The 17,936-nt window shown below is 72.6% G+C and carries 19 protein-coding genes; 9 read left to right on the forward strand and 10 right to left on the reverse strand.

The features are described 5' to 3' along the window. Nucleotides 1–99 precede the first annotated feature (99 nt). The 5 genes from metG to ABT158_RS07400 form a co-directional block, all read right to left on the reverse strand. Entirely contained in the window at nt 100–1,497 is a 1,398-nt protein-coding gene (metG, locus tag ABT158_RS07380) for a methionine--tRNA ligase (RefSeq protein WP_352351906.1), read from the reverse strand. Between the two features lie 136 nt (nt 1,498–1,633). Next, nucleotides 1,634–2,137, reverse strand: coding sequence for a TrmH family RNA methyltransferase (locus tag ABT158_RS07385; protein ID WP_352351908.1), 504 nt, complete (start codon nt 2,135–2,137; stop codon nt 1,634–1,636). A gap of 93 nt (nt 2,138–2,230) precedes the next feature. After that, nucleotides 2,231–3,478: an APC family permease gene (locus ABT158_RS07390; protein ID WP_352351910.1), complete on the reverse strand. Its 1,248-nt coding sequence runs from the start codon at nt 3,476–3,478 to the stop codon at nt 2,231–2,233. Nucleotides 3,479–3,580: 102 nt separating this feature from the next. Then, on the reverse strand, nt 3,581–4,039 hold the full coding sequence (locus tag ABT158_RS07395) for a universal stress protein (RefSeq protein WP_352327171.1): 459 nt from the start codon (nt 4,037–4,039) through the stop codon (nt 3,581–3,583). 110 nt (nt 4,040–4,149) lie between these two features. Then, nucleotides 4,150–4,767 carry a DUF998 domain-containing protein gene (locus ABT158_RS07400; protein WP_352327172.1) on the reverse strand — a complete coding sequence of 206 codons (618 nt, stop codon included), beginning with the start codon at nt 4,765–4,767 and terminating at the stop codon, nt 4,150–4,152. 216 nt (nt 4,768–4,983) lie between these two features. Between ABT158_RS07400 and ABT158_RS07405 the strand changes: the two genes are divergently transcribed. Continuing rightward, nucleotides 4,984–5,334: a MerR family transcriptional regulator gene (locus ABT158_RS07405; RefSeq protein ID WP_352351912.1), complete on the forward strand. Its 351-nt coding sequence runs from the start codon at nt 4,984–4,986 to the stop codon at nt 5,332–5,334. Next, on the forward strand, nt 5,331–6,305 hold the full coding sequence (locus ABT158_RS07410) for an aldo/keto reductase (RefSeq protein WP_352351914.1): 975 nt from the start codon (nt 5,331–5,333) through the stop codon (nt 6,303–6,305). The genes ABT158_RS07405 and ABT158_RS07410 overlap by 4 nt, the downstream gene beginning before the upstream one ends. Here ABT158_RS07410 and ABT158_RS07415 read toward each other — a convergent pair. Together ABT158_RS07415 and ABT158_RS07420 are read right to left on the reverse strand one after the other, a co-directional pair. Continuing rightward, nucleotides 6,302–7,441, reverse strand: coding sequence for a low temperature requirement protein A (locus tag ABT158_RS07415; RefSeq protein ID WP_352351916.1), 1,140 nt, complete (start codon nt 7,439–7,441; stop codon nt 6,302–6,304). The genes ABT158_RS07410 and ABT158_RS07415 overlap by 4 nt on opposite strands. 10 nt (nt 7,442–7,451) lie before the next feature. Then, nucleotides 7,452–8,384, reverse strand: coding sequence for an anti-sigma factor RsbA family regulatory protein (locus ABT158_RS07420; RefSeq protein ID WP_352351918.1), 933 nt, complete (start codon nt 8,382–8,384; stop codon nt 7,452–7,454). A 179-nt stretch (nt 8,385–8,563) separates the two neighbouring features. On the opposite strand from ABT158_RS07420, the gene ABT158_RS07425 reads away from it, so the two are divergent. After that, nucleotides 8,564–9,118, forward strand: coding sequence for a DUF1707 SHOCT-like domain-containing protein (locus tag ABT158_RS07425; RefSeq protein WP_352351920.1), 555 nt, complete (start codon nt 8,564–8,566; stop codon nt 9,116–9,118). On the opposite strand, the gene ABT158_RS07430 is transcribed toward ABT158_RS07425, so the two are convergent. Next, on the reverse strand, nt 9,088–10,200 hold the full coding sequence (locus tag ABT158_RS07430; protein ID WP_352351922.1) for an aromatic ring-hydroxylating oxygenase subunit alpha: 1,113 nt from the start codon (nt 10,198–10,200) through the stop codon (nt 9,088–9,090). The two genes, ABT158_RS07425 and ABT158_RS07430, sit on opposite strands and share 31 nt — an antisense overlap. A gap of 63 nt (nt 10,201–10,263) precedes the next feature. Then, a complete protein-coding gene (locus ABT158_RS07435; RefSeq protein WP_352351924.1) occupies nt 10,264–11,358 on the reverse strand; it encodes an FAD-dependent oxidoreductase in 1,095 nt (364 codons plus the stop codon). Nucleotides 11,359–11,408: 50 nt separating this feature from the next. Here ABT158_RS07435 and ABT158_RS07440 point away from each other — a divergent pair, with 50 nt between their 5' ends. From ABT158_RS07440 to ABT158_RS07455, 4 genes are all read left to right on the forward strand, one after another. Next, nucleotides 11,409–11,972 carry a TetR/AcrR family transcriptional regulator gene (locus ABT158_RS07440; RefSeq protein WP_352351926.1) on the forward strand — a complete coding sequence of 188 codons (564 nt, stop codon included), beginning with the start codon at nt 11,409–11,411 and terminating at the stop codon, nt 11,970–11,972. Between the two features lie 89 nt (nt 11,973–12,061). Beyond that, the gene (locus tag ABT158_RS07445; RefSeq protein WP_352351928.1) at nt 12,062–12,430 is read left to right on the forward strand and encodes a DUF8711 family protein; all 369 of its coding nucleotides are present in this window, start codon (nt 12,062–12,064) and stop codon (nt 12,428–12,430) included. 115 nt (nt 12,431–12,545) lie between these two features. Then, nucleotides 12,546–14,009: a DUF2079 domain-containing protein gene (locus tag ABT158_RS07450; protein WP_352351930.1), complete on the forward strand. Its 1,464-nt coding sequence runs from the start codon at nt 12,546–12,548 to the stop codon at nt 14,007–14,009. A gap of 31 nt (nt 14,010–14,040) precedes the next feature. Next, nucleotides 14,041–14,832 carry an NAD-dependent epimerase/dehydratase family protein gene (locus ABT158_RS07455; protein ID WP_352351932.1) on the forward strand — a complete coding sequence of 264 codons (792 nt, stop codon included), beginning with the start codon at nt 14,041–14,043 and terminating at the stop codon, nt 14,830–14,832. On the opposite strand, the gene ABT158_RS07460 is transcribed toward ABT158_RS07455, so the two are convergent. Beyond that, nucleotides 14,829–15,911: a glycosyltransferase gene (locus ABT158_RS07460; RefSeq protein ID WP_352351934.1), complete on the reverse strand. Its 1,083-nt coding sequence runs from the start codon at nt 15,909–15,911 to the stop codon at nt 14,829–14,831. The two genes, ABT158_RS07455 and ABT158_RS07460, sit on opposite strands and share 4 nt — an antisense overlap. A gap of 38 nt (nt 15,912–15,949) precedes the next feature. Here ABT158_RS07460 and ABT158_RS07465 point away from each other — a divergent pair, with 38 nt between their 5' ends. Beyond that, on the forward strand, nt 15,950–16,768 hold the full coding sequence (locus ABT158_RS07465; protein WP_352351935.1) for a PIG-L deacetylase family protein: 819 nt from the start codon (nt 15,950–15,952) through the stop codon (nt 16,766–16,768). A gap of 49 nt (nt 16,769–16,817) precedes the next feature. Further along, nucleotides 16,818–17,876, forward strand: a complete 1,059-nt coding sequence (locus tag ABT158_RS07470) for a lysylphosphatidylglycerol synthase domain-containing protein (protein ID WP_352351936.1) — start codon at nt 16,818–16,820, stop codon at nt 17,874–17,876. Nucleotides 17,877–17,936: the final 60 nt, after the last annotated feature.

The following is a 17,936-nucleotide window of genomic DNA, read 5'->3' on the forward strand; positions in this document are numbered from 1 at the left end:
TACCAACTGGTCAGCAAGTGCGCCCAACGTAGGCCGCCCCTGCCGCACCGTCAATCGTCCACGGCGAAGCCCGATCGGCGCGTCGGCACATGTCCGGATTCACCGGGCCAGGCGCGGGAACAGGGGCTCCGGCCGCGGCAGCCGCTCCCCCGACACCGCCGCCGCCACCCGCGCCGCCGCCGTCGGCAGGAACGGCTCCAGCTCGACGGCCAGCGTCCGGCACGCCCCCACCAGCACGCCCAGCGACGCCTCCCGCTCGCCGGCGGCCTGCTGCCACGGCCGGACGCGTTCGACGTACCTGTTCGCCTCCTCCACCAGCCGCCACACCGCTCCGGCGGCCCGGCGGAAGTCGAAGTCCCGCAGCGCGCCGTGCACGTCGCCCGGCCCGAACTCCTCGCGCACCTCCGGCACGTTGCCGTCCAGGAACCGGTGGACCATCGTGGACACCCGGTTGACCAGGTTGCCCACGCCGTTGGCCAGGTCCTCGTCGGCCCTGGCGATCAGGCGTTCCTCGGTGAAGTCGGCGTCGCCCACGCGCGGCATCTCGCGCAGCAGCCACCACCGCACCGCGTCCACGCCGTACGCGTCCACCAGGGCCACCGGATCGACGGCGGTCCCGGACGACTTGCTGATCTTGCGGCCGTGCACGGTGAGGTAGTCGTGCACGAAGATCTGCGACGGCGGCGGCTCGCCCGCGGCCAGCAGCATCGCCGGCCAGTAGACGGCGTGGAAGCGGATCACCCCCTTCCCGACCAGGTGCACCTTGTCCGGCTCGCGCACCCACCAGCGCTCGTGCTCCTCCCCCTCCAGGGCGGTGACGTAGTTGGCGAGGGCGTCCCACCACACGTACACGACCTGGCTGGGATCCCCCGGCACGGGGATGCCCCAGCCGCGGGCGCGCGCCGCCGACCGCGAGACGCTGATGTCGGCCAGCCCCGCCTCGACGGACGCCAGCACCTCGTTGCGCCGGGCGGCCGGCTCGATGCGCAGGCCGCCGCCGCGGATGAGGTCGAGCAGGGCGTCCTGGTAGCGGGAGAGCCGGAAGAACCAGTTCCGCTCCGAGACCGTCTGCAGGGGCGCCTCGTGACCTTCCGCGCAGGGCCCCTCGGGGTAGAACTGCTCGCAGCCGACGCAGTAGAGCCCCTCGTAGTGCCGCTGGTAGAGGTCGCCTTCGACGGCCTTCCAGATGCGTTCGACCCCGGCGCGGTGTGCGGGGTGGCTGCTCGTCCTGACGAACGCGTCGAAGGACAGGTCGAGCGGTTCGCGCAGCCCTTCGAACGCGGCCGCGTTGCGGTCCACGAACTCCCGCACCGGCAGTCCTTCGGCCTCGGCCGCAAGCACGTTCTTCAGCGAGTTGTCGTCGGTCCCGGTCTGGAACCGCACGGGTTCGCCGCGCCGCCGGTGGTGCCTGGCCAGCACGTCCGCCTGGACGAGCTCCAGCGCGTGCCCGAGGTGCGGGCGGGCGTTGACGTAGGGGATGGTCGTCGTGACGTACATCGGTCGCCTCCCGGAAAGGGGCCCCGACACGACGAGAGGCCCCGGGTCGCAGGGCCTCAACAGGACGTCGTCGGTGAAACCCCCTACGGGGTCATCATCACCGCGCTGATCGTCATGTTCGGCATCGTACCCGGCGTCAGGCCAGCCCGGCCAGCTTGTAGAGCACCAGCGACCCGGCCACCGCCACGTTGAGGCTGGCCCCGGTGCCGATCATCGGGATCTCGACCACGGCGTCGAGCAGGTCGAGCGCCTCGCCGGGGATGCCGGTGGCCTCGTGGCCGAGCACGACGACGGTCGGCTCGCGGGCCATGGGCAGGTCGGCCAGCCTGATGGCGTTCTCGGCCAGCTCGACGCCCAGCACGCGCTCGGGCCGGGAGGCCAGCCAGGGCAGCGGATCGACCCAGTGGACGCATGCTCCGAACCGGAGGGTGTTCCCCCTGGCCAGCGCCTCGGGCACCCAGGGCAGGCGGGGCACGGCCAGGCACGCGCCGGCCGCGTCGCAGGTGCGCAGCAGGGTGCCGAGGTTGACGCCGTGCATGGGCCACAAAGGGGCGACGGTGAGGTGGCCGAGGCATCGGGGCCGCCTGCGCCGCCGCTGGGCCTGGAGCTCTCTGCGGGTGCGCACCCGGATGCCGCTCATGCGGCCGGGCGGAGGTTCCTTACGCGGACGTTCACGGGGAAGGGCGCTTTCGTCGGCACGCCCGGGCCATCGTCGAGAGGAATCACGCCCAGTCTACGCCCGGAAGCCGCTCGCGCGGCGGCGTACGGCCCAGGCGGCCAGCCCCACGGCGAAGACGGCCACCCCCGCGAGCACGGAGGCGAGCGGCAGCGTGAACGCCAGCACCAGGCACAGCACCAGCCCGAGCACCGGCACGGCCTTGACCGGCGCGCCCTCGGCCCGCGTGAGGGTCAGCGCGCTGGCGTTGGCGATCGCGTAGTAGACCAGCACCCCGAACGAGGAGAAACCGATCGCGCCGCGCAGGTCGGCCACCAGCAGCAGCACGACCACCGCGGCCCCGACCGCCGCCTCGGCCCGGCGCGGGACCCGCCGCTCCGGGTCGACCGCGGCCAGCACGCCCGGCAAATCACGCTCCCTGGCCATCGCGAGCACGGTACGGGAGACGCCGAGCAGCAGCGCGAGCAGCGCCCCGAGCGAGGCCACCGCCGCCCCCGCCCCCACGACCGGCACCAGCCACTGCGCCCCCGCCCGGCGCACGACGTCGGCCAGCGGCGCGGCGGACCCGGCCAGCCCGGACGCCCCGAGCGTGCGCAGGGCGGCCACCGCCACCAGCGTGTAGACGACGAGCGTGACGCCGAGGGCGATGCCGATCGCCCGCGGGATGGCACGGGCCGGATCGCGCACCTCCTCCCCCAGCGTGGCGATCCTGGCGTATCCGGCGAACGCGAAGAACAGCAGCCCGGCTCCCTGGAGCACGCCCCACGGGCCCGAACCGGGCAGCTCCGCGCCCGGCATTCCGGGCGGCCGCTCCCCCGCCAGCCCGGCGACGATCACCGCGGCCAGCACGGCGAGCACGAGCACGACGATCACCCGGGCGACCGCGGCCGAACGCTGGACGCCGAACAGGTTGAGCAGCGTGAGCGCGACGACCGCCGCGACGGCCAGCGGCCGGGCCGCGCCCGGGGCGACGTACGAGCCGAAGGTGAGCGCCATCGCGGCGCACGAGGCCGTCTTGCCGACGGTGAAGCCCCAGCCCGCCAGGTAGCCCCACAGCGGGCCGAGCCGCCGCCGGCCGTAGACGTAGGTGCCGCCGGACTCGGGATGGAGGGCGGCCAGGCGGGCCGAGGAGGTGGCGTTGCAGTAGGCCACGACGGCGGCGAGCGCGAGGGCGGCGAGCAGTGAGCCGCCCGCCGCGGCGGCGGCCGGGGCGAAGGCGGCGAACACGCCCGCGCCGATCATCGCGCTCAGCCCGACGACGACCGCGTCGCCGGTGCCCAGCCGCCGCGCCAGGCCCTCGGCCATGCCGCCCCCTCTTCCGGCCCGCACCTTGATCGGGTCACCGGTCAGGAGATCCCGCGGCCCCCACTCTGCCGCACGCCACCGACATTCTCGCCGCCGGGTCGGTCAGGAGGTCGCCTCGGGGCCCGGGACCACCAGCACGGGACGCCGGGCGTGGTGCAGGACGCGGTCCGAGGTGCTGCCGAGCAGCAGCGATCGCACGCCGCCCAGTCCCCGCGTGCCGGTGACGATGAGGGTGGCGTCGATCTCGTCGGCGACGTCCACGATGGTCGACCACACCGCCACCGAGTCCAGGTCGCACCGCGGCGTCGCGTCGAGGCCGGCCTCGCGGGCCAGTTCGGCGCCGTGCCCGGCCAGCTCGGTCATCGCCTGGCCGATCGCCTCGTCCTCGGCCGCGGTGTTGTCGAGGGTCATCATGAGCCCGGCCGAGGCGCGGGCGGAGGTCATCGCCAGCCGCTCCCAGACGGTCAGCACGACGGCGGACCTGTCCTGCACGGCCCGTCCGGCGAACTCGATGGCGGCCTTGGAGTCGTCCGAACCGTCGTAGGCGATCAAAATGGTCATCTTCACAGCTCCTTGGGCGAGGTCAGAGCCCTCCCTCTTTCCAGGAGCGGACCGTTCTCACGCGAAAAGGGGCGGGAAGATCATCCCGCCCCTCGCGAACCGGTCAGGCGTCACGCCAGCACGGCCGACACCCGCCGCGCCGCCGGCCTGAGCATCGACAGTCCCGCCAGCGCCAGCACCCCGATCTCGGTCACGACCACCACGCGCTGGGTCAGGCCCGCCGGGATGTCGTCGTTGCTCAAGGGGATGCCGAACATGCGCACCACGTACGGGACCACGACCAGCAACAGCGCCCCGAGGGCCACGCCGCTCAGCACGCGCATCGCTCTGGCGTACCGGATCCTGGCCTTGGCCAGGAGGAACCCCGCGGCGGGCATCACCAGGAAGGCGGCGAAGGCGGCGTAGCGGTGGATGCCTCCGGACAACGAGAGCGGCACCCCCGGACGGTCGGTCGGGAAGGCCCCGATCAGGAACATGCTCGCCCCCCACGCCACCAGCAGCGCGACGACCCAGCGGTTGGCGCCGGAGCGGCGCAGCGCCTCGGCGATCAGCCCGGACCCCACGGCGAACAGCGTCAGCGAGGCCGGCAGCAGCCATCCGGACGCCTGGAAGGCGTACTCGCTGATGACGCTGTGCAACGGGTCGAGGCCCGCCTCGGCGTGCAAGGTGAGCATCGCGCCGGCTCCGGTGCCGATGGCCGTGAATCCGCTGACAAGCAATCCCCTCATGGCTTAAAGCTCGCGTAAGGCGGCCTTGACCGACATCGGAGATAAGCCCCCAGCGGGCCCTGATCCGTCCCCTAATACCTTGGTCGGCAGAGTCCGGGGGCGGGCCCGTGACCTGCGGAGAGACGACCCTGGGTAGGGCCTGCCTCCTCAGGGTGGGTGCAGTCGGCGGCACCCCCGATTTGACTTGGAGTGCACTCTAAGGGTGACCCTGGAGACATGACGATCCAAGAGGCCGCCCAGCGTTCGGGTCTCAGCGCCCACACCTTGCGCTACTACGAGCGCATCGGGCTCATCCACTCGGTCGGCCGCAACGTCAGCGGGCATCGGGACTACGTGGAGGCGGATCTCCGGTGGCTGGACTTCCTCACCAAGCTGCGGACCACCGGCATGCCCATCGCCGACATGTGCCGCTACGCGGAGCTGCGCCGGATGGGCGAGCACACCTCCGCCGAGCGGCTGGCCATGCTGGAGCTGCACCGTGAGCGCGTCCGGGCCAGGATCGCCGAGCTGGGCGCGGACATGGTCGTCCTCGACCACAAGATCGACAACTATCGGGAGCGGATGTGAAGACGCGCGTTCTGGGGACCGGCGGCCCGCAGGTGTCGGCCCTCGGCCTGGGCTGCATGGGCATGTCGGAGTTCTACGGCCAAGGCGACGAGAAGGAGTCGATCGCCGTCATCCACCGCGCCCTCGACCTTGGCATGAATTTTCTGGACACAGCCGACATGTATGGACGCGGCCACAACGAGGAGCTGGTCGGCCGCGCCGTCAAGGGCCACCGCGACGAGGTCGTCCTGGCGACCAAGTTCGGCATCAACCGCCACGACGGCGCCCGCACGGTCGAGAACAGCCCCGAGTACATCAGGGCGGCCTGCGACGCCTCGCTCCGGGGGCTCGGCGTCGACCACATCGACGTCTACTACATGCACCGCCGCAACCCCGACGTGCCGATCGAGGAGTCGGTCGGCGCCATGGCCGAGCTGGTCCAGCAGGGCAAGGTGGGCCATCTCGGGCTGTCGGAGGTGAGCGCGGACACGCTGCGCAGGGCCGCCGCCGTGCACCCGATCGCCGCGCTGCAGAGCGAGTACTCGCTGTTCACCCGGGGTCTGGAGGCCGAGATCCGGCCCGCGGCCAGGGAACTGGGCACCGCGCTGGTGGCGTACTCGCCGATCAGCCGCGGCCTGCTCGGCGGCGCGCTGCCGAGCGCCGACCAGCTCCCCGACGACGACTTCCGCAAGCACCTGCCCCGCATGTCCGGCGAGCACGCCGAGCACAACGCCCGCCTGGTCGAGCGGGTGCGCGAGATCGCCAGGGCGGCCGGGATCACCCCCGCCCAGCTCGCGCTGGCCTGGCTGCTGGCCCAGGGCGACGACGTGGTGCCGATCCCCGGCACGAAACGCCTGGCGTACCTGGAGGAGAACGCCGCCGCGGCCGACGTCACGCTGACCGCCGAGCAGCTCGACGCCCTGGCCAGGGCGGTGCCCGCGGACGCCGTCCGGGGCGCCCGCTACCCGAACATGTCGGAGGTCGAGCGCTAGGCCGCCCGCCTGGTCGCGCCGGTCACGACCACCAGCGCGACCAGGACGATCGCCGTCAGCGGGATCGGCGCCGGCGTCAGCGCCGACAGCAGCACGAGCACGGCCGCGCCCAGGAAGGCCGCGCTGTCGGCGGGGCCGTAGCGGTGGGGTCGCACGTGCAGCAGCCAGACCATCGACAGGAACACCGCGACGGGCACCGACACGGCCAGCGCCGCGCCCGTGGCGGACAGGTGCGACGTGCCCGACGCGTGGTCGATGCTCACCTCGACCCCGGCGCTGAACGCCCCGACCGCCGCGAAGATCGCGTAGTGGCCGTACCCCCAGAGGAGGGCGTGCCTGGTGGAGTCGAGGATCTCGGCGGTCGGCGGGTCGAAGTAGAGCCACCACATGGCGAAGGCGATCACCAGCGCGCCCAGGGCCAGCACGATCAGCTCGGGCCGCAGGCCCGCGGTGCGCGCCTCGGCCTGGAAGGCGACCGTGGCGGCCAGCACGTTCTCGCCCATCATGATGATCGTGAACAGGCCGTACCGCTCGGCGATGTGGTGCGGGTGCCAGGCGGTCGGGCTGCCCCGCTCGGCCCACACGGGCACCGCGAGCTCCAGCAGCACGCCGAACGCGAACGCCGCCAGGTACCACTCCCCCGGCACGACCAGCAGCGGGATCCAGCCGACCTGCGCGACGCAGATGCCGGCGGCGTACCGCACGGCCGTCCGCCGGCCCGGACGGTCGCCGCAGGCCGCCCGCAGCCAGTGGGCGGCCATGGCCAGGCGCATGATGACGTACCCGGCGTAGACCACGCGGAAGTCGTGCTCCTGGAACGCCCTGGGCACCCCGGCGGCCAGCACCAGCACGCCCGCCATCTGGGCGAGCGTGGTCACCCGGAACAGCCAGTCGTCGTTGTCGTAGGCGGAGGCGAACCAGGTGTAGTTCATCCACGCCCACCAGATGGCGAAGAACGTCGTCAGGTAGCCGAGGACGCCCTCGGCCAGGTGGCCTTCGCTGAGCGCGTGGTGGAGCTGGGAGCCGGCGAACGAGACCGCGACGACGAAGCACAGGTCGAAGAAGAGTTCCAGGTTGGTGGCGACGCGATGGGACTCGCCCGCGTCGCGCGCCCGCATGGGCCGTAGCCGGATCATCCTCCGATGTCTACACCAGGGAGGCCGGCAGGTCGAAGTAGGCCCGGACCGCGGTCGCGCCGGGGCGGCTGTGGACGCGTACGAGGTCGGCGAGCAGGTTGACGATGAGCAGGCCGCGCGAGCCGGAGCGGCGTGCCTCGACGGGCAGGCGCCCGGCCAGCGGATCGGTGATGTGACCGCCGTCGGCGACCTCGCAGACCAGCCGCGCGTCCTCGATCCAGACCCTGATCAGGCCGGCGCCGCCGCCGTAGTCGAGGCTGTTGGCGCCGAGTTCGGCCACCACGAGCCGGATGTCGTCGAGCCGGTCGTCCGCGAAGCCCGCCGCCGCGGCCTGGCCGGCCGCCAGGGTGCGGGCCGAGGCCAGGTTGGTGTGGTCGAAGCGCAGCGAGACGCACGCGGCCGGCTCGGCGAGCGGCTGGTTGTGCCGGGCGACGACCTCGTCGGGCGCGTAGCTGGAGCTGGCCCGCTCGCCGGAGGCGTCGCGCAGCACCGGGTGGGTGCGCTCGGCCTCGCGCAGCACCTCGGGCGTCAGCCCCGCCAGGTCGTACGGGCACAGGATCGTGACGCGCCGCCCCGCGAACGACAGGTTGATCAGCGCCTCGTGCTGGGCGCAGGCCGGGTACTCGGTCGCCGAGCGGCCGGGCCAGATCGGCTCGCCGATGATCCGCACGTGCTCGCCGGGATGCCGGTCGGCGACGGCCCGCAGCACGGCCGGGATGATCCGCCCCGGGTTGCGGCCCGCCACGCCCATGTCGAGCATGGTCACCCGGGACGCGTCGGCGCCCAGCCCGGCCTCGATCTTGGCCAGGTTCGCGGCGGGCACGGCCACCGCCACGGGCTCCCCGGCGGCCAGCCCCTCGCGCACGAAAGCCGTGGTGGCAGCCACATATTCCGGGTCACCTCGGTAGAAGAGGGCCGGATGCACGAAAGGGTCCGCCGACATCAGGCACACGGTACCTCCGCATGAGGACTCTTAGACAATCAAATGGGTATTTACAGGGCGTGAAGCGACTTCAGCTCGTGCGCAGGCCCCCGCGGGGGCGCCGGTACTCCCACCTCGATCTGCGAACCCCTTCCGGGCGACGCCTCCCGTTCTGACCGCCGCGAACCTATGCTCGGGACATGTCGGAAATGCACATGCGGGTCTCCGACGAGGACCGGGAGCGCGCGGCGGAGCGGCTCCAGCACGCCTTCGCCGAGGGCCGCCTGACGCGTCCCGAGCTGGAGGACCGGCTCGGGCTGGCGCTCACCGCCAGGACCTACGGCGACCTGCTCGGCCTGATCACCGATCTGCCCGCCCCGGCGCCCCCGGCCGACGACGTGGTCGAGCTGGAGTCCAAGAGCGGGCACGTGCGCCGTTCGGGTGACTGGGCCGTCCCGCGGCGGCTGCGGATCTCCTCCAAGTACGGCGGCGTCGACCTCGACCTGTCCCGGGCCGTCATCCCCCACCCCGTCGTCGACCTCGAACTCGACCTCACGTACGGCTCCGCCAGGATCACCGTGCCCGAGGGCGCCGTGGTGAACGTGGACGCCTTCCGTACCGACTGGGGTCAGACCGTCGTCGGCGACGTGCCGGGCAGGCGGCGGCCCGGCGTCCTCTACCTGGTGGTCGGCGGCCGGGCCAACTACGGCGGCCTGCGGGTGCGCTATCCGCGCAGGCGCTGGTTCACCCACTGATGGAAGGCCGAGATGTGGTGCTCGCTCGGCACCAGCACGCCGCCCGCCCGGTAGGCGCGTGACCCCATGCCGGGCTGGGTCCGCTCGCAGGCGTCGAAGTCCTGCTCGTTGACCCGGTGGAACAGCTCCACCGACGGCGTCAGGTCGGCCCCGGAGGCCACCACGTCGGGGTGGTAGAGCCAGTCGCACTCGACCACCGTGCGGTCGGCGGCCATGGGGAACATCCGGTGCAGGATCACGTGGTCGGGCACCAGGTTGACGAACACCTGCGGCTTGACGGTGATCGCGTAGTAGCGGCGGTCCTGCTCCGGCGTCACGTCGGGGAGCCGGCCGAAGCCCGCGCCGCCGTCCACGGTGAAGCCCTCGACGCGCTCGGCGAACTCGGCGCCGTGGCCCACGTAGTACTGGGCGGCGTACCCGCCGGCGAACTCGGGCAGCACGGCCACCAGCTCGGGGTGGATCGTGGCGCAGTGGTAGCACTCCATGAAGTTCTCGACGACCAGCTTCCAGTTGGCCTTGACGTCGTAGACCACGCGGCGGCCCAGGGCCAGCCGGTCGACGTGGTAGTTCTCGATGGCGGCCGGGTCGCCCAGGCGTTCGGTGGCCGCGGAGGTGACGGTGTCCTCGAAGGACGGCGGCTCGTCGGCCAGGCAGACCCAGGCGTAGCCGAGCCATTCGCGCAGGCTCACCGGGACCAGGCCGTACTCGACGCGGTCGATGTCGGGCATCTTCGCCAGGTTGGGGGCGGCGGCCAGCCTGCCGTCCAGGTCGTAGGACCAGGCGTGGTAGGCGCACCTGATCGTCCTTCTGACCTCGCCCCGCTCCTCCACGCACAGCCGCGCGCCGCGGTGGCGGCAGACGTTGAGGAAGGCGCGCAGCAGCCCGTCGCGCCCGCGCACCACGAGCACGCTCTCCGTGCCCACCTGGACGGTCCGGAACGCGCCCGGTTTCGGCAGGTCGCCGGCGCGCACGGCGCAGAACCACATGCTCTCGAAGATCTTGGCCTGTTCCTCGGCGAACAGGTCGGGGTCGGTGTAGGAGCGGCCGGGAAGCGTGGAGATCAAGCTCGACGTGGTGGTCAACCGACACCCCTTGTTGCGTATTACGCACCGAGTTGCTCTATATGCGACATCGTCCGGCGGCCTTCACGAGGCTGTCAAGAGGTAGGTGCTGAACCTGCGCAGCGACGCCGTGTGCATCCGGGTCGCCATCCAGTCGGGGACCAGGCCCGCGAACGAGCGCTGCCGGTTGGTCACCTCCGTACCGGCGATCACGGCGGGACGCCGCGCGATCCGCGCCCTGGCCCGCTCGTACGCGCGCAGGTCGCCGCCGGCCGAGCGGGTCAGCAGCCAGGCGTCCTCCAGGGCCTGGTTGGCGCCCTGGGCCATGGTGGGCGGCATGGTGTGGGCCGCGTCCCCGGCCAGCGTGGTCGGGCCCCTGCCCCAGACCCGGGGGATCACCTGCCGGTGGTGCGGGAAGAAGCCGACGTCCTCCATCGTCTCCAGCACCGCGGGCACCGGGTCGGCCCAGCCGCCGAACCGTTCGCGCAGCCGCGGCACGACGTCGGGGTCGTCCTGCCAGAACGGCCCCCCGGGCGACGCCTGGACGTCGAACCACCACAACAACCGGCCCGCGCCCGCCGGGATCAGCCCGCACAGCTCCCGCCGTCCGGCGATCATCACGGCCCGGCGGGAGCGCGTCAACGAGGTCGGCGCGGTGGTGAAGCCCTGCCAGGTGACCCAGCCGCTCAACGCGGCCGGATCCGTGCCCCACAGGGCGCGGCGCACCGCCGACCTGCGGCCGTCGGCCCCTACCAGCAGGTCGCCGCGCACGGTGCGGCCGCCGGCCAGCCGCGCCTGCGCCCGTTCCGGCTCGGCGTGCTCGACGCCCGCGCCGTAGACGACGGGCAGGCCCGCCGACAGCGCCTCGACCAGCTCGCGCCGGCCCACGTGCACGCACGGACGCCCGTAGCGCCGCTCGGCCGCGGTGAGATCGACGGTGACCAGCCGGCGGCCGTCGTCGGCCCACGACTCCATGGTCTCCAGCCGCCATCCCAGGCCCGCGTACCCGACGCCGAGCTCGTCGAGGATGGCCGTGCTGCCGGGCCAGAGCGTCACCGACCCGCCCGCCGTGCGCAGCTCGGGCGCCTGCTCGTACACCTCGACGTCGTGACCCGCGTTGAGCAGCCCGCGCGCCGCCGCGAGCCCCGCCACCCCGGCGCCCGCCACGATTACCCTCATAGAAGCCCCACTTTAAGAGACTGCAAGTATCAGATACTGGGAGTATCACAATGTCCGCGCGCGGCCGCAAGCCCGATCCCACGGTCGACCACCGCATCAGGCAGGCCGCCACCGAGCTGCTGCTCTCCCACGGCCTCGACTTCACCATGGACGACGTCGCCAATGCGGCAGGCGTGGGAAGGGCGAGCGTGTTCCGGCGCTACGCCACCAAACGCGACATGCTGCTCGAATCCATCGGCGGGCTCATGGACACGCACGTCGCCGTCCCAGACACCGGCTCACTCGAAGGCGACCTGCGCGTGGTGGTCTCCGACACCCTCGCCCTGTGGCGGCACCCCGGCGTCGCCCGCCTGACCAGGCAGATGTACGGCGAGGCCGGCCGCGACCCCGCCGTGGCCGAGATCGTCCGCACCGGCATGCGCACCCGGATGCGGCGCTCGCGGGTCGTCTACGAGCGCGCGATCGAGCGCGGCGAGCTGTCCCCGGACGCCGATTTGGAGCTCCTCACGGACCTGTTCGCCGGCCTGGTGACCTACCGCGGGCTGCTCGACCTGCCCATCCCCGACGCCGAAGAGGTCGTCCACGTGCTGTTGCGCGGTTTTACGCCCACCTGACGGCCGGAATGTTAGCGGCGTGCAAGCGGAGATCAACCGGAGATCGCTAATGTCCTCCTCGTACGGAAAACCAACGAAGGGCACCAAAAATGACTCCCCCTCGCCGACTCGCCCTCGCAGTCGCGACGATCTCCCTTGCCGCTCTGTCCACCGCCTGCGGTGTCGGCCAGGCCGTTGACTGCAACACCGCCGTCAACGAGCTCTCGAAGATCACCACCGAGTGGAGCGGCGCCATCACGAAGAACGCCACGGACGCCGCGGCGGTCGGGGACGCCTCCAAGGCCGCCGCCGCCAAGACCAAGGAGCTCGCCGGCAAGTACGACGGCGACGTCGCGGCCGCCCTGAACGACTTCGCCGCCGGTTTCGAGAGCCTGCAGAGCGGCGACATCAGCAAGACGACCGAGTTCAGCGGCAAGATGAGCGGCTTCACCTCGAAGATCACCGCCGCCTGCTCCTGACCGGTCCGCGGTCGCCGCACCGCCTGCGGGGGGCAGGCCGGCGCGGTGACCGCCTCATCCGATCCCCCGGCACGGGGTACGGACAGGACCGGATGATCCCCTTACGCTTGCTGCCGTGACCGACGAAACGGTGATCGCACGGCCTCCGGCAAGCACCGCACTCCCCGCCAGAGTGCTCTTCCGCCACCGCGTGCGGGTCGGCGCGATCGCGCTGCTCGCCGCGGTGGCGTACGCCGTTCTCGGGCTGGTCAAGCTGGCCACCTTCCGGGCGACCACGTTCGACCTGGTGATCGTGGACCAGGCGGTGCGCAACTACGCCCGCTTCCGGCCGCCGTACGTGCCGGTGCTCGGCGTCTTCCACGAGCGCGGCACGGAGTACCTCCAGCTCGCCGACCACTTCTCCCCGATCTACGCGCTGCTCGCGCCCTTCTACTGGGTGCACGACGGGCCCGAGTCGCTGATCGTGGCCCAGGCGCTGCTGTTCGCGGGGGCGATCCCGTTCCTGTGGCTGTTCACCCGCCGCGTGCTGGGCGTCGGGCCCGCCTATCTGGTCGCCGTGGCGTACGCGCTGTCGTGGCCGATCGCCCAGGCCGTCGCCTTCGACGCGCACGAGGTGATGTTCGTCCCGCTGCTCACCGCGATCATGATCGAGCGCTACCACGCCGGACGCGTGCTGCCGGCGTTCCTGGCGACGCTCGGGCTGCTGCTCGTCAAGGAGGACATGGGGCTCCTGGTGATCGGGGCGGGGCTGTACCTGTTCGTCGTCGGCGACCGCCTGCGCGGCGTCGTGTGCGCGCTGGTCGGCGCGGGGGCCGTCGTGCTCATCCGGGGCCTGCTGATCACCTCGTTCGGCGGCGACAGCAAAGACTTCTGGGCCTACGGCCACCTCGGCCCCGACGCGCCCGCCGCGCTGCTGGCCATGCTGCGCGACCCGCTCGCCGCCCTGCTGCTGCCCTTCAGCGACGAGGCCAAGGTCGACACCCTGTTCCTGCTGGCCTGGCCGACGTTGCTGCTGTGCCTGCTGTCGCCGCTGTCGCTGGCGGCGCTGCCGCACGTGCTCGAACGCCTGCTGTCCGACCGTCCCCAGTGGTGGCAGGCCGACTTCCAGTACAGCGCGTTCACCGTGGTGATCCTCTTCTGCGCCGGCGTGGACGGCCTGGCCAGGCTGCTGCGCTGGACCGGCCGCGCCGACCGGCAGGGGCTCAAGCTGGCCTGGGCGGCCGCGGCCTGCGCCGTCGCCCTCACCCTGGTGCCCAGGTTCGCGCTCGACCAGCTCTACCATCCCGCCTTCTACAAGGAGGACAAGGCCGCCGCGGCGGCCGAGGCGGTGAGCAGGGTGCCCTCGGGGGTGACGGTCGAGGCGGTCAACTCCGTGGGCCCGGCGCTGTCCTCGCGCACCACCGTCCTGCTGTGGAGCGCGGCCCCGCGCGGCGCGCCGTGGATCGTGGCCGACACCGCCCGCTGGGAGTTCCCCTTCGGCTCCGCCGACGACCAGCGCAACCGGGTCGAGCAGCTCCAGACCGAGGGGTACACGAAGGTATTCGAACGCGACGGGTACGTCGTTCTCCGACGGAACTGACCGCATCGGCCCGATGCCGCACAATGTCGGCATGAAGATGATCGTGCTCACCGGCGCAGCCGGCATGGTGGGCGGTGCCGTACGCGAGCGGCTCCGCCGGTCCGCCACCAGGCTCGTCCTGGCCGACCGGGCGCCCATGGAGGCCGGGCCGGGCGAGGAGGCCGTCCGCACCGACCTGTCGGACCTGGCCGGGACCGTGGCGCTGGTCAAGGGCGCCGACGCGATCGTGCACCTGGCCGGGGTGCCCGACGAGGCGCCCCTGCCGGACCTGCTCGACGGCAACGTGCTGACCACCCACCGCGTGCTGGAGGCGGCCCGGGTGGCCGGCGTGCCGCGCGTGGTGCTGGCCAGCAGCAACCGCCTGACCGGCATGTACCCGGCCACCGCCACGATCTCCCCCGACCTGCCGCCGCGCCCCGACGGCCTGTACGGCGTCAGCAAGGCCGCCGTCGAGGCCCTCGGCCACCTGTACGCCGACAAGTTCGGCCTCGAAGTGGTCTGCCTGCGCATCGGCAGCCTGGAGCCCGAGCCCAAGGACGTCCGCCACCTGGCGACCTGGCTGAGCCCGCGCGACTGCGCCGGGTTCGTGCACGCCGCCGTCACCACGCCCGGCCTGCGCTTCCTGGCCGCCTACGCCGTCTCGGCCAACACCCGCCGCTTCTGGCAGCTCTCCCCCGAGCTCGGCTACGAGCCCGAGGACGACGCCGAGTCGTACGCCAACCGCGTCACCGGCACGCCGGGCGCCTTCTTCACCGACGGCGTCCCGCAGGGCGGCGACTTCGCCGCGCCGGAGTACACGCTGCGCAGGGGCGGCCTGGCCTAACGCGCGATCGCCTGCTCGTAGGCCCGGTCGAACCCCTCCAGCACCCCGGCCCACGAGCCCGCGACGGGCGGCGTCGAGCGGTTGTGGGCGGCGATCTCCCGGCGCAGCCCCGCGTCGGAGCACAGCCGCGCCACCGCCCCGGCCAGGTCGCCCAGGGTGCGGCCGAGCAGCCCCTCGGTGCCGTCCTTGACGAAGTCGGCGACGCCGCTCTGGGCCCTGGCCACCACCGGCACGCCGGCCGCCCGCGCCTCCAGCGCCGCGAGGCCGAACGACTCCCTGGGCGCCGGGGCCACGAAGACGTCGGCCGACTCCAGCAGCTTGGCGATCTGCTCCCGCGAGTAGCGGCCCGGCAGCGACACCCAGCCGGTCATGCCGTGCTCGGCCAGGAAACGTTCCATGCGGACGCGCGCGGGGCCGTCGCCGACGATCGTGGCGCGCATCGGGATCGAGGCGGGCACCCGCGCCCGCGCGGCCCGCAGCAGCCTGAGCAGCCGTACGGGCTGCTTGCGCGGCGCCAGCCGGCCGACGGCCACCACGTGCACCTCCGCCCGCCCGGCCGGCATGCCGGGGGCGGGCGCCCAGCCCGACAGGTCGAGGCCGTTGGAGACCACCCGCACCGGCACGCCGGGCCCGGCCACCGCCCTGATCGGCGCCGCCGCCGCGGTGCTCACCGTGGTGGCCACCAGCCCCCAGCGCTGCCAGCCGAACGCCAGCCTCAGCAGCCGGTAGAGCCCCCGCGTGACCGGGTCCCACATGCTGTGCACGGTGACCACGCACGGCACCCCCGCCCGCCGCGCCGCCCGCACCCCCATCCAGGCGAACGGCGAGACCGCGCCGGTGTGCACGTGCACCACGTCGGGCCGGACGACGGAGATGCCCCGAGTGAGATGCCCCACTCCGAACGGATGGACCGGCAGGTCGAACGGCATCCTGGCGACGACCCTGCGCACGCCCGGCAGCGCCTCGCCCCTGGTCGCCGTGGCCACGACCACGTCGTGCCCGGCCTCGCGCTGCGCCCGCACCAGGTCGGCCACCTGGACCTCGATCCCCCCGAGTCGCGGCAGGTAACAGTCACTCACGTGAAAGATCCGCACCCCTCCCAGACTAATCTGGGCGTGTGCCTCCACGTACCGCGGTCTTCTTCCACGCCCATCCCGACGACGAGGCTCTGCTCACGGCGGGCACCATGGCGATGCTCGCGGCCGAGGGCCACCGCGTGGTGCTCGTGGTCGCGACCGCCGGCGAGCGCGGCCTGGCCGAGATCGGCCCCGGCGAGGAGCTGCGCGAGACCAGGCTCAAGGAACTCTACGAGTCGGCCGCGCTGCTCGGCTGCGCCCGCGTCGAGTGCCTGGGCTACGGCGACTCCGGGCTCAGCCCCAAGGGCGGCGTCGCCGAGGAGCGGCCCGACAACGCCTTCATCGACGCCGACACCGAGGCGGCGGCCAGGGCCCTCGCGGCGATCCTGGAGGAGGAGAAGGCCGACCTGCTGTCGATCTACGACCCGGCCGGCGGCTACGGGCACCCCGACCACGTGCAGGTCCACCGGGTGGGCAAGCGGGCGGCGCAGATCGCGGGCACGCCGATCGTCCTGGAGGCGACGGTCAACCGCGACCCGCTGGTGCGGCTGCTGCGCATGGCGGGCCGGGTGTACAAGTTCCCGCCGGAGTTCGACGTGCGCACGTTCGAGAGCGCGTACTCGGCGAGCGACACGATCACCCACCGGGTCAACGTCCGCCGCTACGCCCGGCAGAAGCGCGCCTCCATGGAGGCGCACGCCTCCCAGGCCAGCGGCGGCGACAGCGACCGCACCCTCGCCGTCATGCTGAAGGTCCCCGGCCCGCTCTACCGCCTGGTCTTCGGCACCGAGTGGTTCGTACGCCGCGACCTGCCGCCCGGCACTCGCCTCACTCACCCTTTCGACCCATGGCCGAAGTAGCACCTGAGGGTGACGTGCCGGCTCCGGCGACCCGTCAGACTGGTGGGCGATGAAGAACAAGCCGCTCCAGATCGCCCTGTCCGTCCTGTCGCTCGGGCTGGCCGTGCTGCTCGTGGTCTACCTGCCGCAGATCGTGCGCGCGCTCACCGGCAAGCCGGTCTCCTGGCGTGAGATCGGCGCGGTCTTCGGGGCGCTCAGCTTCGGCCAGATCGCGCTGATGACGGCCCTGTGGCTGCTGAGCCTGCTGGCGTACACGTTCGTGCTGACCAACTCGCTGCCGGGGCTGAACAACCTCCAGGGCCTGACGCTCAACGCGGCCGGCAGCGCGGTCAGCAACCTGCTGCCGTTCGGCGGCGCGGTCGGGGTGGCGCTGTCGTTCGCCATGACCAGGGGCTGGGGCTTCGCCAACCGGCCCATCGTGGTGATGACGCTGGTCAGCGGCATCTGGAACACGTTGTTCAGGTTCATCCTGCCGGCCGTGGGCATCATCGCGCTGCTCATGGCGGGCGAGGTGCTCGACCCGACGTTCGTCAAGGCGGGCTGGACGGGCGCGATCTCCATCCTGGTGCTCTGCCTGGTCGTGGCCGTCGCCCTCTACTGGGACCGCGCCGCCGCCGTACTCGGCCGGGCGCTCGACGGGCTCACCCGGCTGCTGCGCCTGAAGGTGCACGCCTCCGAGGCCTTCCACCGGCTGCGCGCCGACACCGCGGAGATCGTCCGCACGCGCGCGCTCGGCCTGTCGCTCGGCATGGTGTTCTTCCTGGGCTTCCAGTGGGCGATCATGGCGGCCTGCATGACGGCCACCGGCGCCTGGCCGGGCCTGGCCCAGTCGATCGCGGTCTTCGCGCTGTCCCGCGTGCTCACCAGCGCCGTGGTCACGCCCAGCGGGGCCGGGATCATGGAGAGCGGGGTCGCCGCGCTGCTGATCACGTTCGGCGTGCCGGGCACTCCGGCCGTCGCGACAGCACTACTTTTCGGCTTCTGGACTTACACTATCGAGATCCCGTTCGGCGGTCTCGCGCTCGGCGCGTGGGCGCTCCTGCGCAGGCGCAACGGCCGGAACGCCGCCGCGGAACCCCCGTCCGCGATCTCGAAGGCCCCGCAGTGACAATCCCAAAGCCATCAAAGACCTTGTGCGCCCTTCGGAAGCCCGCATAGCGTGGCGGCT

The sequence above is a fragment of the Nonomuraea sp. NPDC001636 genome (assembly GCF_040298265.1).
Lineage (GTDB): Bacteria > Actinomycetota > Actinomycetes > Streptosporangiales > Streptosporangiaceae > Nonomuraea.

What these genes read in the sequence shown, in the direction of transcription:
- ABT158_RS07395 (WP_352327171.1), bottom strand. Translation starts at nt 4,039, where the DNA reads ATGACCATTTTGATCGCCTACGACGGTTCGGACGACTCCAAGGCCGCC.
- ABT158_RS07385 (WP_352351908.1), bottom strand. Translation starts at nt 2,137, where the DNA reads ATGAGCGGCATCCGGGTGCGCACCCGCAGAGAGCTCCAGGCCCAGCGG.
- ABT158_RS07470 (WP_352351936.1), top strand. Translation starts at nt 16,818, where the DNA reads ATGAAGAACAAGCCGCTCCAGATCGCCCTGTCCGTCCTGTCGCTCGGG.
- ABT158_RS07425 (WP_352351920.1), top strand. Translation starts at nt 8,564, where the DNA reads ATGTCGGAAATGCACATGCGGGTCTCCGACGAGGACCGGGAGCGCGCG.
- metG (WP_352351906.1), bottom strand. Translation starts at nt 1,497, where the DNA reads ATGTACGTCACGACGACCATCCCCTACGTCAACGCCCGCCCGCACCTC.
- ABT158_RS07455 (WP_352351932.1), top strand. Translation starts at nt 14,041, where the DNA reads ATGAAGATGATCGTGCTCACCGGCGCAGCCGGCATGGTGGGCGGTGCC.
- ABT158_RS07440 (WP_352351926.1), top strand. Translation starts at nt 11,409, where the DNA reads ATGTCCGCGCGCGGCCGCAAGCCCGATCCCACGGTCGACCACCGCATC.
- ABT158_RS07405 (WP_352351912.1), top strand. Translation starts at nt 4,984, where the DNA reads ATGACGATCCAAGAGGCCGCCCAGCGTTCGGGTCTCAGCGCCCACACC.
- ABT158_RS07420 (WP_352351918.1), bottom strand. Translation starts at nt 8,384, where the DNA reads ATGTCGGCGGACCCTTTCGTGCATCCGGCCCTCTTCTACCGAGGTGAC.
- ABT158_RS07435 (WP_352351924.1), bottom strand. Translation starts at nt 11,358, where the DNA reads ATGAGGGTAATCGTGGCGGGCGCCGGGGTGGCGGGGCTCGCGGCGGCG.
- ABT158_RS07445 (WP_352351928.1), top strand. Translation starts at nt 12,062, where the DNA reads ATGACTCCCCCTCGCCGACTCGCCCTCGCAGTCGCGACGATCTCCCTT.
- ABT158_RS07390 (WP_352351910.1), bottom strand. Translation starts at nt 3,478, where the DNA reads ATGGCCGAGGGCCTGGCGCGGCGGCTGGGCACCGGCGACGCGGTCGTC.
- ABT158_RS07400 (WP_352327172.1), bottom strand. Translation starts at nt 4,767, where the DNA reads ATGAGGGGATTGCTTGTCAGCGGATTCACGGCCATCGGCACCGGAGCC.
- ABT158_RS07415 (WP_352351916.1), bottom strand. Translation starts at nt 7,441, where the DNA reads ATGATCCGGCTACGGCCCATGCGGGCGCGCGACGCGGGCGAGTCCCAT.